Source organism: Paraburkholderia metrosideri, assembly GCF_904848625.1.
Classification (GTDB): domain Bacteria; phylum Pseudomonadota; class Gammaproteobacteria; order Burkholderiales; family Burkholderiaceae; genus Paraburkholderia; species Paraburkholderia metrosideri.
Genome location: NZ_CAJHCP010000014.1, coordinates 198,322 through 213,298, shown reverse-complemented (window position 1 = coordinate 213,298; position 14,977 = coordinate 198,322). Strand labels below are relative to the sequence as shown.

At 60.8% G+C, this 14,977-nt stretch carries 13 protein-coding genes; 1 reads left to right on the top strand and 12 read right to left on the bottom strand.

The window, feature by feature from the left end; genetic code table 11:
• Positions 1 to 135: 135 nt before the first annotated feature.
• The 12 genes from LMG28727_RS28020 to LMG28727_RS27965 form a co-directional block, all read right to left on the bottom strand.
• On the bottom strand, positions 136 to 858 hold the full coding sequence (locus LMG28727_RS28020; RefSeq protein WP_201645571.1) for an oxygen-binding di-iron domain-containing protein: 723 nt from the start codon (positions 856 to 858) through the stop codon (positions 136 to 138).
• Positions 855 to 1,460, bottom strand: a complete 606-nt coding sequence (locus LMG28727_RS28015) for a DUF6875 domain-containing protein (RefSeq protein WP_201645570.1) — start codon at positions 1,458 to 1,460, stop codon at positions 855 to 857. The genes LMG28727_RS28020 and LMG28727_RS28015 overlap by 4 nt, the downstream gene beginning before the upstream one ends.
• A gap of 127 nt (positions 1,461 to 1,587) precedes the next feature.
• A complete protein-coding gene (locus tag LMG28727_RS28010; protein ID WP_236592424.1) occupies positions 1,588 to 2,460 on the bottom strand; it encodes an ATP-grasp fold amidoligase family protein in 873 nt (290 codons plus the stop codon).
• A gap of 795 nt (positions 2,461 to 3,255) precedes the next feature.
• Positions 3,256 to 3,459: a cold-shock protein gene (locus tag LMG28727_RS28005; RefSeq protein WP_201645568.1), complete on the bottom strand. Its 204-nt coding sequence runs from the start codon at positions 3,457 to 3,459 to the stop codon at positions 3,256 to 3,258.
• 310 nt (positions 3,460 to 3,769) lie between these two features.
• Complete coding sequence (locus tag LMG28727_RS28000) at positions 3,770 to 4,852, bottom strand: substrate-binding domain-containing protein (RefSeq protein WP_201645608.1); 1,083 nt, start codon at positions 4,850 to 4,852, stop codon at positions 3,770 to 3,772.
• A 141-nt stretch (positions 4,853 to 4,993) separates the two neighbouring features.
• Positions 4,994 to 6,232, bottom strand: a complete 1,239-nt coding sequence (locus LMG28727_RS27995) for an SfnB family sulfur acquisition oxidoreductase (RefSeq protein ID WP_201645567.1) — start codon at positions 6,230 to 6,232, stop codon at positions 4,994 to 4,996.
• Between the two features lie 147 nt (positions 6,233 to 6,379).
• Positions 6,380 to 7,444, bottom strand: a complete 1,065-nt coding sequence (locus LMG28727_RS27990) for an ABC transporter permease (RefSeq protein ID WP_236592421.1) — start codon at positions 7,442 to 7,444, stop codon at positions 6,380 to 6,382.
• Complete coding sequence (locus tag LMG28727_RS27985; protein ID WP_201645566.1) at positions 7,441 to 8,985, bottom strand: sugar ABC transporter ATP-binding protein; 1,545 nt, start codon at positions 8,983 to 8,985, stop codon at positions 7,441 to 7,443. The genes LMG28727_RS27990 and LMG28727_RS27985 overlap by 4 nt, the downstream gene beginning before the upstream one ends.
• Positions 8,986 to 9,287: 302 nt before the next feature.
• Positions 9,288 to 10,502 (bottom strand): acyl-CoA dehydrogenase family protein, encoded by a 1,215-nt coding sequence (locus LMG28727_RS27980; protein ID WP_201645565.1) that lies wholly within the window; start codon positions 10,500 to 10,502, stop codon positions 9,288 to 9,290.
• A 10-nt stretch (positions 10,503 to 10,512) separates the two neighbouring features.
• Positions 10,513 to 11,517 (bottom strand): NrtA/SsuA/CpmA family ABC transporter substrate-binding protein, encoded by a 1,005-nt coding sequence (locus tag LMG28727_RS27975; RefSeq protein ID WP_201645564.1) that lies wholly within the window; start codon positions 11,515 to 11,517, stop codon positions 10,513 to 10,515.
• 34 nt (positions 11,518 to 11,551) lie between these two features.
• Positions 11,552 to 12,295, bottom strand: coding sequence for an ABC transporter ATP-binding protein (locus LMG28727_RS27970; protein ID WP_201645563.1), 744 nt, complete (start codon positions 12,293 to 12,295; stop codon positions 11,552 to 11,554).
• Positions 12,292 to 13,131, bottom strand: a complete 840-nt coding sequence (locus LMG28727_RS27965; protein WP_201645562.1) for an ABC transporter permease subunit — start codon at positions 13,129 to 13,131, stop codon at positions 12,292 to 12,294. Before LMG28727_RS27965 ends, LMG28727_RS27970 begins: the two co-directional genes overlap by 4 nt.
• Positions 13,132 to 13,727: 596 nt before the next feature.
• On the opposite strand from LMG28727_RS27965, the gene LMG28727_RS27960 reads away from it, so the two are divergent.
• A complete protein-coding gene (locus LMG28727_RS27960) occupies positions 13,728 to 14,972 on the top strand; it encodes an acyl-CoA dehydrogenase family protein (protein WP_201645561.1) in 1,245 nt (414 codons plus the stop codon).
• Positions 14,973 to 14,977: the final 5 nt, after the last annotated feature.

Sequence of the window (14,977 nt, the reverse complement as noted above, 5' to 3'; positions counted from 1 at the left end):
CTGTCGGGCCACGCCCGAAACGGTTTCACCCTGCCTACCCCGACTTACGATTCACTCACGCTGGTCGCGAGTGGATCCTGGCCGCGAAGGCAGTGTCGTGAAGCGGGTACGCGTCGACCTCACGGTCAGCGCCGCTCACCCTTCGGCGGTTTCCTTGACGCGCTTGTTCACGCAGTATTCGATCAGCCCATCAATCGCTGCTGCAGCATTTTCCAGAATCGCAGGACCGTGCATCGGAAAGATCCACTCAATATCGTATTTTTTTATTTTCATCAAAGCAGCGTGCAGGTATTCGATGGACGGCAGGTATCCGGACTCCTCGATCGACGAGATCATCTTCTCCAGCGGGTTCGCCAATCTCTCGTCAACGGATCCAAACCTCATGAAGATGTCCGATGAAAAAAGCGCCTTGAAACGCGGCACGTAAATCACCAACGCATCCCACTGATGAACGTGCTTCGCGAAGATCGGAATGACCACCTCACCGCTGATTGTGATCGGCGTTTCGTCTTTGAAGAGCTTCGTTCGGGCAGAGAAGATATCGGCGAGCGCGTGCGCGCAAATGGGGTGAGCATAGGTAGTCAGCGACTTGTTGAGCGCAAGAAACTCCGGGAGCGCGCCCATTTCGTCGTCTTCAAAGTGCGGCACGATCAGACCGCCGACCGATGCCACGTCAATGCCGGCCGACAGCAGGTTCGCCTTCAACAACGGGAAGTCGCCACGCGATCCCGTCTCTATGCAGAGCGTGCCCGAGTCCGAGCGGATAAAGAACTGCGAAAAGCTGAGATTGATCTTTTCGATATAGGTGCTGTGCCGGTAGATATGGTCGGCAAATATCTCCACTTTCGATGCGCTCATTTTGTCGTCTCCAAGGTCGCCTCAAATTGCCGAAGGGCAACGATACCGCGGCTCCCGAATTTTTCCATATACACGCTCACGTACTGCTCATTACCATACAGAAATGCAATGTCTGTCGGCACCATATTACGAATGGCGATCAACGGCACTGGCGTTTGCAGTGGCCGAAACATTTTGTTCCTCAAACCGGGCTCCTCGCAGTCGGGAAAGAACTGGCCGAGCATCAAGTGGTTCCCGACAAATTTTGGCTTGAGTTGCTTCTGCACGGATTCGATTGCACTGGATGCGTTGTCGAGACTGTCCGGAACAATGATCCGGCAACGATAGATATCGTCCCGCCCGCCACTGCGCAAGAACTCGTCCCTATGCAGTTCAACGTCGTCCGACAGACAGGCTACGCTTAACGAATGATTCCGATAAAACTCTATTGATCGCTTCAGAACGGCGGTTTTAGCGAATGGGCAAACATCGCCCAATCTTCCCAGTTCGGTGTTGGGAGCACATAGAAAATCTTCAATCCATCTGAGGATTCGGGAGAAACTCCCGTCAATAGACGCTTCTTCAAAAGAAATACTGTCTGACGCTGACAGGCCTATTGCCATGGTCAACCTCATTATTCGCGGGGTTCAGAAAAGTTAGAAGCAGATCGACCAGCCTCTGGCGAAACATCTATCTGGCGTGCGATTGACAGCGAAGTGCGCGCCCTTCGTGCGCGCGGCTATTCAGGTTCTACGACCCGCAAGCGGGGCATCTCGCTCGCGACGATGGCATCGTTCTGATCAGTTGCCCCCACTCGTAGTCGAAACTGTCGCGCGAAAAACGCGTCACGCCTGCACCTGGCGTGAAGGTCAATTCGCCGAAGAAAATCCCGTCGTCGTATGCGTAAAGGTCGACGCGAACATACCCGAGACCTTCCGACAACAATGCGGCAACGTTGAGGACTTCCTGCCAGTTGGCAGGGCGCGGAGCGGGATCCTCGCTGCACGGATAGCCGGCTGCGGCGATATCCAGCCGATTCCATTGGGTATCGTAGAAATCGTGGCGTGGGTCGCCGAACCGGTCCGACACCACGCCGGTATAAACCACCGGCTCACCCTGGACGCGATCGAAGATGTTTATTTTGTAGTCCGCCGGCACCTTGCCGCTTCGGTCGGTCAATAACTTCTCGAAGTAGATTTTTGGCTTGATCGACCGGTAGTGCCGTTCGCGCGACGCAATATAAAAATCGGTGCGCAGCCATTCGTCCGCGAGTTGTTGCAGCTCGACGAACGAAACGTCGGCTTTGCTCCGGACGACCTTGACGAATCCGCATCCATGGTTCGCTTTCATGACGAACGCGTCAGGAAGCGCGTCAAACACGTCCTGAGTAAAAACGTCCGGCACCGCCAGCAAAGGAATCAGATGCTTTTCCCCGATCTTTGTCCTTACATATTCCCGAACCGCAAGCTTGTCCGCCAGCACGCTCCACAAGGGATCGGGATGCAGACAACGATCCAGAATGATTTCGTTGAATGTTGCAGGCTTTACCAGATTGGGAAAGCGCCCCACTCTTCTGCGATGTGAAAGGAATAAGAAAGCTGAATCAGGAAGAAAATACTTCACGCCATGAAGCACTCTCGTATAAAGCCAACCCACACTTTTTGCGATTATTTGCCTGCCCGATTTAGATGAACTCGTGTCGGGATTCTCTGCCGCAGAGTGCGTCTTCGGCGCGGACCAGAAACGCCCCTGCGTCCGCCTCCCAACATCATTTGGCGTACTCATCGGAAAAACCTCTCGACTGGCTATTTTGGACGGGTTCCGCAAGCGGCCACTTGCGCAGAGTGCACCGGGACAAGGTTCGATACGCGCCGGGCGGATCACACGCCTCTCTCCAGGCGCGCGCTCACGCCCGCTTTATGCTGCACTGAAGCATAGGCCACCAATATGGTGCGTCAGGCGATATGGCCGAAAACCTTGAACTTCTGTCGCACCCAAATACACGAGCTGCTGTCGTGGCATGCGAATCGTAAGTCCAACGACGAACGAGGCTAGCTTGCGCAATGAGAGACACGGGACGTGTCGTACGCCAGCGCGGCGCGCGGCCATATTGAAGCGCAACAGAAAATCAGCGTTTTCTGGATGTTTTCTATTGGGAGGGACGAATTACCGATGCTGCCGGGACGACCTGTGACGAGTTTTCCGCCCGGCCGTTGACAGTGAGGATTTGCCAGTCAGCGCACGCCGTCGGACTGTGGCGAGAGGATCGCACACCGATCGCGTTTGCGCATTGACTCGGAGAATTTTATGGCGGGCGTCCGGTATTCGCGCGATAGCGGCAATGCCCGCGACGCCCGTGTCGGCAGTCAGAATGGCAGCTCAATCAAAAGCCGCACTTCACAGCCGGAAGCAGTATGACTACAGCGGCGTAATGTCAGCCGCCTGCTTTCCCTTCGGCCCCTGCTTCACGTCAAAACTCACCTTCTGATCCTCGCGCAACGACTTGAATCCAGCCGCCCGCACTTCGGAATAATGTGCGAACAGATCCTCGCCGCCGTCATCGGGCTTGATGAAACCGAAGCCTTTCGAATCGTTGAACCACTTGACCGTGCCTGTTGCCATGAGTCTTCTTCCTTGCTGGTTGTTGGGCAGGACCACGGCGTAGGCGTTTCGCGCATACAGCGCTCCGGTGCTGCCGGGTCCAGGGTGTGTCGGGCGATGTTCGAAGCTTGCGACACGCTTCAAACAATACGAAACCTTGCGGGCATTCGAAACGAACGAATGCTTCGATCTTTATCAACGGGTAGTCGCGCTTCGCATTCCGCTTTCTGATAAAGACCGCCGTGCGACAGTGCGTACAACGCGTCTTGAGAGATCTTCCTGATTGCTGAAAGCATCGCACTACACGCGCTGAAGCCGCATGTCATATTCATCAATTCGCCGTCGGAATCCACGCAGCCTTGGCAGCGTCGCTCGAACGGAATGCCGGGAATTTCTCTCCTAGCTCGGCAATCGTTTTGATGTTGTTCTTCACCAGATCGTCGCGCGTAATCAGCGTCGGCTTCACGACAATGTGATGCTCGGGCTCCTGTCCTGCCAGCAGCAATGCAGCAGCACGCACGGACACCGCACCGACCACGGCCGGATTCGTCGCCGCCGTCGCGACCCATGCGCTGTTCGGGGCGCGGATTGCTTCGATGTCGGAGGTCGAGATGTCGGCGCTGTAAATGCGCAGTTTCGACGACAGGTTCGCCTCGTCGGCTGCGAGCTTGGCGCCGCGCGCAAATTCGTCATACGGTGCGAACACCACGCGAATTTCCGGATGTGCGCGATACGCCGCCGCAGCCTGATTCGCGACCGACTGCGCGATCGGATTGTCCACCGTGCCCCAGCGAGCCTTCTCCTGCACGTTCGGATGCGCGGCCTTGAATTCGCGCCACACGGCATCGCGCCGGTCGAGCGGCGCGAAACCCGCGACGTACACATAGCCCACGTCGAAGGTATCGCCGTTGTCCTTCACGGCCTGATTCAACAGCAAGGTGGCCAGATCGTGATCGCTCTGTTCGATTTGCGGCACCTTGGGATTACCCAGATCGACATCGAACGCGACGACCTTGATGCCCTTGTCCAACGCGCGCTGCACGACGTCTTTCAGCGATTCCGGCAAGCCGTGATTGACGATAATGGCCGACACCCCCAGGCTGATCGCCTGCTGGATCTGTTCACGCTGTTCGGCGGCGTCCTGGCGGCCTTCGTAGATGCGCAGATCGACGCCGAGCGCCTTCGCCTGCTTTTGTGCGCCGGCTTCATACGCCTGGAAAAAATCGCCGGTCGACAGATAGTTGACGAGTGCGATCTTCACACCGCCCTTATCGAATGGCGCAGGCGCACCCTTGAGCGGATCCGCGTGTGCAACAGGCGCTGCCAGCATCGCGGCAGCCGCTACGGCGAGCACGCTTAACGTGCGGTTCGCATTGACGTGCACCTTGCGCGCGTGACGAAGAAACGATTTCATCATTGATCTCCAACCAGATAGAAGATGTAGTTATTAGTCGGCGTATTCCCACCGCTTGTCGCAGACTTCGAGATACTCGCGGCGAGCGCATGACGCTCATCGTGATTAATCTGCGCACCCGTTATTGCACCGGCCATCACATCAATTCCACGGATGCCGCGCGGGCTTGACGCCATTCAGGTAGTAGTTGCCGACCAGGTGATACTTCCAGCGCACCGGATCATGCAGCGTGTGCACCCGAGCGTTGCGCCAATGGCGGTCGAGATTGTGTTCGGCGAGCGTCGATTGCGTGCCCGACAGTTCGAATAGTTTTTCGCCTGCGAGCAACGCAACTTCAGTGGTCAACACTTTCGCTTCGCCCACCGCGACGGACGCGCGGGCGACGTCGTCCTCGGTGGTTTCGGCTTTTGCCGCGATCTCGTCGATCACACGGGCCGCCCGTTCGAGCAGCGCTTCGGCTGCGTGCAACTGAATGTGCAGATGGCCGATCTCGCGCACCGTCAGCGGATCGTCGCTCGCACGCTCGACACCGCTATCGATCCATGGGCGCGAGCGTGAGCGCACGAATGCGAGCGTATCGTCAATCGCAGCCTTCGCGATGCCGGCGTCGATCGCGGCCTGGATGATCTGCGAAATCGGTCCATTCAAGGTCGGGAAATCAGATACGCGGTGCGCGGGAAGCACGTGCGAAGCGGGCACGCGCACGTTCTCCAGCACGACTGTGCCGCTCGCCGTGGTGCGTTGGCCGAAACCTGACCAGTCGTCGATCACGGTCAGCCCCGGCGTGCCCGCCGGAATGTACGCGAGCCAGCTCCTGCGCTCACTGTCGAGCCCCAGCACCGGCACGAAGTCGGCGAAGAGCGCACCAGTGGCGTAGAACTTGGTGCCATTCACGACGTAATCGTCACCCTCGTGCGTCACGCTGGTCTTCAGATCGAGCACGTTCTTCGTGCCTTTCTCCGAAAAGCCATTGCCGAAACGCTTACCCTGCAGAACCTGGCCGAAGAAATAGTGCTTCTGCTGTTCCGAACCGGTTAGCGCAATGACATCGACGAGACCGAAATGATTCTGCGGCAACTGCCCAAGCGACGGATCTGCTGCTGCAATGATCTTCACGACTTCGGTCAGCGTGACGAACGACACGCCCGCTCCGCCATAAGTCTTCGGCACCGTGATCGCCCACAGTCCGGACTGCGAGAACCATTCGATTTCCTCGCGCGGCAAGCGACGCTCCACGTCACGCGTAGCCGCCTGCTGGGCGAGACGGGTGGCGAGTTCGTGCGCGACCGCGATAGCTTGCGCGTCGTTAGCGATCACTTGTGCCGCCTGCTTATTTGCATCGACCGTATTCGATGAAGCCGTTTCGTGAACTTCTGCCATGAGCATCTCCGCGTGATTGACTGTTCGCTCAATCTATCAGCGGGTATCTCGCGCGCAAACTGAACGTTTCGGCAATCGATATTCCTTCGGATGGCAAACAGATTCCGTCATGCCGGTTTCGGCTGGCAATAAGCGCAGATACCGAAACTATCCACGCGAATCGGTACGCCGCCCCACGCTAAAAGTGAACGCCAGGGCCAGCACCAGCAACACGCCTTTAATGAAATCCTGCATGTAATACGGCGCATTCAGCATCGTCAGGCCGTTCAGCAACACGCCGACGAACACCGCCCCCACCACCGTCCCGAATACGTTGGGACGCTTTGCGCCCCATACCGCGTAGCCCATCAGCGCGGCGGCCACCGCGTCGAGCAGCAGCGAGTGGCCCGCACTGACATCGCCGCGTCCGACCCGCGCGGCGATCAGCACGCCCCCCAACGACGCAATTGCACCGGATGCGACATACGCCGCGATCCGATAGCGCGCGGTCGGCGCACCCGCGAGCCGCGCGGCCGTCTCATTGCCGCCGATTGCGTAGATGACACGGCCCCAGCGCGTCGTCTCCATCACGATGCAGGCAAGCACCGTCAGCGCAACGAGGATCAACACCGGCAACGGCACGACGTCGAAGAGACGAAAGCGCCCGAGGGCGAGAAACGCGTCGGAGAAAACGCCGCTTGCTTCCGTGCCGTCAGGCAACACCGTGCCGGTGGCAAGCGAGCGTCCGCCGGTTGGAATCAGTTGCAGACCGGCGAGCAGGAACAGCGTGCCGAGCGTCGCCAACTGGTCCGGCACCCGCAACCGCGTGATCAGCAGGCCATTGAACAACCCTGCAACCACGCCGAGCACCACGCACGCGGTCACCGCCGCGAGCGCGCTGCCGTGCCATACGATCAACACATAGCTCGCTGCCATCTGTGCCGACGCGGCCACGCTGCCCACCGACAGATCGAAGCCACCCGCAGCCAGCGTGATCGTCACGCCGATGCCGAGCAGCGCGACGATCGATACCGCCTGCAAGATGCTGAACAGGTTGTCGAGGTTCAGAAACGCGGGCTCTTTGGTGGCAAAGACGACGATCAGAATCGCCAGCACCAGCAGAATGCCGGTTCGCTCAAGGTGATCGCGCAGACTGCGCAGATTGCGCAGCGCGGGCCGCGCGGGTTCGCCAGCGGTACCGTCGCGGGGAATGGAAGGGGTGACCGGTTTCATGAATGAAGGGCTTTCAGGTTAGACGTGGGCAAACGCTCGAGTGTCGCGCGATCGAACCACACGACGCGATCCGCAACTTCCAGCGCTTCTTCGAGGTCGCTGACGAACACGAGCGTCGCGCGTTCGTGCGCGTGCCGCCGCAAGGTATCGACGATATCGGCGCGCGCGCCGGCGTCGACACCCTGAAACGGTTCGTCGAGCAGCAATAGGCGCGCAGGTTCGACATGCCAGCGCGCCAGCACGACTTTCTGCTGATTGCCACCGGATAGCCGCGTGAGACGGTCGTCGGGACCGGTGCAGCGAATGCCGAAGGTCTGGATCGCGTCGACGGCGGCAGTGCGTTCCGTCGCTTCGCGCACCGCACCGCGTTTGAACCAGCGCGACAGGAACGGAAAGCTCAGCGTGCCCGCAATCGACGCAAACGGTACGCTGTCCGGAAACAGCGATGAGCGCCAGCGATCCTCGCCCGCGAGGAACACGCCGGCACGAATCGCATCGGCGGGAGAACGGGGACTCCATGGCTTGCCGTCGAGCTTCATGGCGCCGCTGCTGGCACGCGTCGCGCCGAAAATCGTGCGCGCGAGACGCGACTTGCCGCCGCCCACCGGACCGGCAATCGCCACGATTTCGCCGCGCTGCACGTCGAGGTCGAACGCAACGCTGGTGGGTGTCAACTGCAACTCGCGAGCGCTGAAACACGGCGTGAGCGATGCTGCGCTGGCTGCCTCCAGCGTGCGCGCTTGCGGCAACGGTCGTCCGATCATGGTTTCGACCGCCGCATCGAAATCGATCGGGGGTTGCAGGTCGGCCACCAGGCGGCCGTCACGCATGATCGCCACGCGGTCCGCCATGCGCCGCAAATCGCCGAGCCGATGCGATACCAGCAGGATCGCGACACCCTCCTCGCGCAATGGCTCAAGCCGCGCGAAGAGCCGCTCGGCCTCGGCTGCGGAGAGACTTGCAGTGGGCTCGTCGAGAATCAGCAGCCGCGGTTGCGAAGCCAACGCGCGCGCCAGCGTCACGAGTTGCTGACTCGCGAGCGACAGCGTGCCGAGCGGCGCAGACAGATCGACCTCGAGACCGACGCGCGACGCTAACGGGGCTGCCGCTTCGCGGCGCACGGCAGGCGGCACGCGCCATGGCGATGCGGGATCGCACAGGCGGTCGAGCAGCAGGTTGTCCGCGATCGACAACGTCGGCACTACCGCATCCGCAATCGACTGATGCACGGTGGCAATGCCGAGTTGCTTGGCCGCTTGTGGCGAGGCGGGTCGATACGGCTTGCCCGCCAGCGTCAGGGTGCCGCCATCGGCCGCATACACGCCGCTCAATATCTTGACGAAGGTCGACTTGCCCGCGCCATTCGCGCCCATCAGCGCGACGACTTCGCCCGGCCTGATCGACAGATCGAGATTCGATAACGCGATGGTGGCGCCGAACTGCTTCGTCAACGCGTGAGCGGTCAGAATCGGGGCAGCCGCGTCGGCGGCGGTGCCGTCGGCGACGAGTGCATGCTGATCGGGATCAGTGAATTGCGTCATGGTGCAAAGCTCAGCCTGGAAGTGATACCGCAAGCGGATACATTGAATGCCGATGACCAGGCCATCGGACAGACAAGTATCGCGGCACGGCCGGCCTGACCCAACCAAGCAATTTCGCTTTACTTATTTTTGGCGAACGTTACGCCGATACCATCCGCGCAAAGCGCTCTAGCCCCTCGCAGATCGTCCACATGCAAAGGCGCGCAGACAAGCTGCGCGCCTCGACAGCGATAACTCAACGACGCTGACACGCCGCTCATCAACCGGATAACCGGTGCCGCGTTGCAACCCCTCCCGCTAACTCAGAAGAACGCGCCGGTGGGCGGCAGTTGGCCCGTCAGCAGGTTTTGTCCAAGCAGCCGTTCCTTGTAGGTTCGCGGATTGTGCGAAGCGATCACCTTGATGTTGCGCCAGTGGCGGTCCAGCGCGCCCACGCGAGACACCACCGAGCCGGACCCCAAGTCGATCAGCCAGCTGGCGATCTGCGGCGCGAGATCGTCGATCACGACTTTGGCTTCTGCCGCCGAAAGCGTCGCGGCGAGCGTGGCGTGATATTCGTCGGCTGTTCCATAGCTATCCCACGCACGCTGCAGCGCGTCCACCGCGCGATCGGCGGTTGCTTCGACGCTGGCCGAATAGGCTCGAATGCGGCCAAGTAGCGCTTGCAGCACGGGCTCGTCCGACGGATGCACCGCATCACCGTGATAGAAGTTGCGCCCACGCGCGCGCAACACGTCGACGGCATCCAACGCTATCCGCCGGACGATCCCGGCAATACAGCTGGTCAGATAGACCTGATGAAAGGTGTATCCCCACGGTGCCGCTTCGTCGGTGCGCGGCGGGTCTGGCGGATAGACATGAGCCGCGGGCACCGTCACGGCACGAAACTTCGCCGTCCCCGAGCCCGTCAGTCGTTGACCGAATCCCTGCCAGTCGTCATCGTTGCTGACGCCCGGGCCTCGCTCGAGCACGTATTGAACGGTTCTGCCTTCGCGGCTTTCCACCGCGACGCCAACGAACGCGTCGTTATAGAGGTTGCCGGTCGCGTAGACCTTCTCGCCCGAGCCGATATAGGCGCGCCGCTCTTCGTCCCAGTCGAGCCGGCTCAACACCTGGCTGGGACGCGCACCGGCCGCCACCGCGTCGGTGTGCGCGAAACTCAGGCCGACGGTTTTGCGGTTTCCCGTCAGATCGAGAACGTGTGCATGGAAAGGGTGATCCCGATGCCGGAGCGCCGCTTCGACCAGCCACAGATGATTGCGAAATGCGTGAGCGATGTTCGAGTCCGCTGCCGCGATGTCACGCGCCACGACGAACAACTCGCTCAACGACGCACCTCGCCCGCCAGCGTCGGGCGGCAGGCGCAGTGCGCCGAAGCCGAGCTCCTTGAGCAGCGCGATTTCCTCGTGCGGTAAACGATGACTGCGCTCCCGCTCCACTGCGGTGCGGGCGAGATCGGCGATAACCCCGGCGAAGCCGAGGTTGGCGGACAACGGTGAAACGAGCGTGGTTGCCATCGTCTGTCTGTCAAACCTTGACGCTGTAATCCGCGACCTTGATTCGCGAGTTGATGATCTTGCGTTCCGCGAGCCAGTCGGCAGCACGCTGGAATTGCGCGATGAAAGCTGCGTCGTCCGGTTCGTGGAATTGATTCACGCGCTTCAGATTCGTCAAATAGTCGCGCACCTGATCGGGATATTTAGCCTCCTTCTGCGCGATCTGTTCAGATTCGGCGGAATGCGCGGACTGCCATGCGCCTTCGACATAGTACGCATCGATCACTGCGCGAATCAGTTCGGAATTCTCTTCGGTAAATTTTCTGCGCGTCACGAGCGAGCTGTAATCGATCAGGAAATCGAGGTCGCGTCCTTCGTTGAAAATGTCTTTGGCATTATTGCTATAGCGGGCGATGTCGACAGCCGGCGACCACATCGACCACGCATCGACCACCCCTTGCGCAAAGGCCGGCGCGGCGTCGGGTGGGTTCAGATAAACGAACTCGACCTTGCTGCGGTCGACGTGGTTCTTTTCCAGTGCTGCGATCAGCAGGAACTCCCCCAACCCCGACCGGTTGATCGCGACCTTGCGGCCCACGAGATCGGCAACCGAATTGATGCCGCTCGATTTCTTCACAATGATCGCGGTCGAGCGCGGGGAATAGACGTCGAACGCATTGAACACGAGCGGCGAACCGGCCAGCATCGCGGCCAGTGCGGGCGTCGTCGAGCCCCAGAAGCCGAAATCCGCACTGCCGCCCACGACGGCCTGAATCGACGGCGCATGATTCGGGAACGGCCCGACCCATTCGACCTTGATGCCCTTCGCAGCCAGCGTCTTGTCGAATACGCCGCGCTGGCGGGCCAGGTCCGGCAAGCTGCCGTATCCCCATCCAAGGCGGACCGTATCGGTGTTGCGTGTGAGCTTGCGCGGTTCGGCTGCGCGAGCCGGAAACAGACTGCTGGCGGCGGCGCCGGCCAGCAGTCCACCCGCCGCGCGCAACAGTTGGCGGCGGCTCAGCGATGAATCGTTCATCCTTATCGGGTCCTTGGAGTCGTACAGAAAGCGCTCAGTGAGACTGAACGCCGAGTTCTTCGAGCAGGCTCGACCGCAGGGTCTGCGGTGCGTGATTGCCGGGTTGAAACGAAGCCGCGATGCGTCCCGCGCGCATGACAAGAATCCTGTCGGCGAGCGTGAGCGCCTCGTCGACGTCATGGGTCACGAGCAGCACCCCGGGTTGATGGCGTGCGACGAGTTCCTTGACGAGTCCGTGCATCTTGATACGCGTGAGTGCATCGAGCGCGGCGAACGGTTCGTCGAGCAGCAGCAACGCAGGATCGCGAACCAGCCCCCGGGCCAGCGCCACGCGTTGCGCCTGCCCTCCGGACAGGTTGCGTGGCCAGTCGTCCTCCCGCCCGGACAGTCCGACTTCGGCCAGCGCGCGCGCTGCGCCCGCGCGACCGACCGTCGTTTCATGACCGAGCGCGACGTTCTCCCACAGCGTCGCCCACGGCAATAGCCGGTGCTCCTGAAACACCACGGAAGGACGTTCGGGTGCGCGGATCTGGCCGGCGTCAGGCACGTCGAGCCCGGCCAGTGCACGCAACAGTGTGGTCTTTCCACAGCCGCTCTCTCCGAGCAGTGCGACGAATTCGCCTTTCCGGATATCGAGATCGAGCGCGTCGATGACGACACGCGTGCCGTAGCGGCGCTGCAAACCGCGCACCGATACCGCGAGTGGTGAGCGGTTCACTCGCTCTTCAGCGACCGTGGGTACGACGGCGTCCCGTGACAGGGCGAGATGAACGCTCATTTGCGCAGTCCTTTCGCGTAATTCGCGTGCCATGAGAGGAAGTGAGATTCGAGCAACCGTACCAGTCCGTCCGCCACGACACCGATGATCGCGTAGATGATCATGGTCAGCAGAATGACGTTGGTCTGCAGAAATTCGCGGGCATCCATGGCCAGAAAACCGATGCCTTTCGTCGTCGCAAGCGTTTCGGCAATGACCAATGCGAGCCACGCATGCGCGAGCGCATAACGCACGCCGGTGAGGATCGACGGCATCGCGCCAGGCAGAATGATCCGTCGCACGACCGCGGCCCAGTCCAACCCGACGACCTTGGCGAGTTCCATCAGCTTCGGATCGATCTGGCGGATGCCGAGCATCGTGTTGATATAGATGGGAAACAGGACCGCGAGCGCGACCAGAAAGATCTTTGCGACCTCACCGACACCGAACCAGACGATCACGAGCGGCAGCATCGCAAGAAAAGGAATCGCGCGCACCATCTGGATCGAGCGATCGAGTAGCGCCTGCGCTAGCGGTGAGAAGCCGACCACGACGCCGATCGCCAGCCCGATCGTGCCGCCGATGACAAACCCCGCCGCGGCACGCAACAGCGAAACGCCGAGGTGCACGAACAGATCGCCGCTTCGTGCCAGATCCAGCGCGGTTGCCGCGACGCTGCTCGGCGCGGGCAGCACCTGAGGGGAAACCAGTCCAGTGCTGGCTGCAACTTGCCACAACACGATCAGGAGCGCGGGAACGATCCACGAGAGCCATCGGTAGAACGCCCCTTTCGACACACCCAGATAGTGCCTGGTCGAAGCGACATGGCTGTTGCGAGAATAGGTGACGTCAGCCATACGGCCTCGAAATATCGATAAAAAAGGATTGCTCCGCGACGGAGCCAATGCAGCGCGACACGCGTCCGGGGCGTCATGTTGCCCAGCGATACGGACAGCGAACCTCTGTCGGCAAAAGCCGTGGCCTCGCGAACAGGAACCAACTATTAGAGGCTGACTGGCCCTGCAATGACAAACAGTTTTTTATGCTTAGCTTTCTCGTTCTGATGCATTGCTCGCGGTTGCCGATGCCTGCCTGCCGGCGACCGGGTGGCTGCCGTGCGGTCTGTTCCCGATACAGATAGCGCCGCTATGACTGCGCCAGCCGGAAATTGGGCGATTCCAATAAATCATTTACAAAAACAAAGACTTGATTCGGAATCAAGAAAACATCATTAGCAAGTGAAAATTCGGTGGTAGCCACATTGACCGTCGTGCTTTAGCGTCGCATAGAGATGCAGGCAGTCGCATCCGCAGTCTTGCAGCCGTTGATCTCCATTCGAACGGCTCGATTCCGCCATCATCCCTTCGCCCGACACCTTCGTCCCTAACCTCGCAGCAGGTCAGGCCAGCGTGGCGGCGGACTGGATGTACCAACCAATCTAAAGGATAGAGGGATGAGCCAGCTCCAACGCGACCACGACCCGTCGGCCGGCACGGATTACGACCAGTTGGCCAACCGGTTCAGACCGATCTTCGCGCGCATTGCCGAAGGCGCCGTCGAAAGAGATCGCTCGCGCACTTTGCCGCACGACGCCATTACGCTGCTCAAGGAAGCGGGCTTTGGCGCCGTGCGTGTGCCCATCCGATTCGGCGGCGCGGGCGCGTCGATTCCGCAGCTGCTGCAGTTGCTGATCGAACTGGCCGAAGCGGATTCCAATCTGCCGCAGGCGCTGCGCTCTCACTTCGCGTTCGTCGAAGACTGGCTGAACGCACCGGCCGGCGCTGAACAGTCGACATGGTTCGATCGCTTCGTCAGCGGACAGGTTGTCGGTGGCGCATGGACAGAGACCGGCGGCGCCAGCATCGGGACCGTGAATACGAAGGTATCGAAAAAGGAGGGTCGCTGGGTTCTGAACGGCGCGAAGTACTACAGCACGGGCAGCATCTTCGCCGACTGGATCGACGTGTACGCGCAACGCTCGGACGACCGCAGCGACGTGATCGCCGCCGTCAGCACGAACCAGCCGGGCGTCGTGCGCAAGGATGACTGGGATGGCTTCGGCCAGACCACCACCGGCAGCGGCACGACGATCTTCGACGACGCCGTGGTCGATGAGCACAACGTCATCGACTTCGCACGCCGCTTCAGGTATCAGACGGCGTTCTATCAGTTATTTCATCTCGCGACGCTGGCCGGTATCGGCCAGGCCATCAGGCGTGATGCCGCGACGCTGGTTCGCGAGCGCACGCGCGTCTACAGCCATGGCAACGCACCGCAGGCAAGCGACGATGCGCAGATCCAGCAAGTCGTCGGCGAAATAGCATCGTGGGTCTATGCGGCCGAAGCGGTCACGCTGCAAGCGGCCCGTCCGTCGCAACGTGCGTATGAATTGCACCTGGCGGGTGACGCCGAGGCTGAGCGCGCAGTTGTCATCGATGCGGAGATCGAATCGGCGCAGGCCCAGGTGGTCGTGTCGGAACTCGTCTTGCGGGCGGCCACGCACCTGTTCAATGCGCTCGGCGCGTCTGCGACGAGCACGAGCAAGGCGCTCGACCGGCACTGGCGCAACGCACGGACGATTGCATCCCACAACCCGCTCGTCTATAAAGCCCGGATCGTCGGCGACTGGGCGATCAACGGCACTGAGCCGCCTTACGTGTGGCAGATCGGCACGGCTGCCGGCCGCGGAGACAAGTAACCATC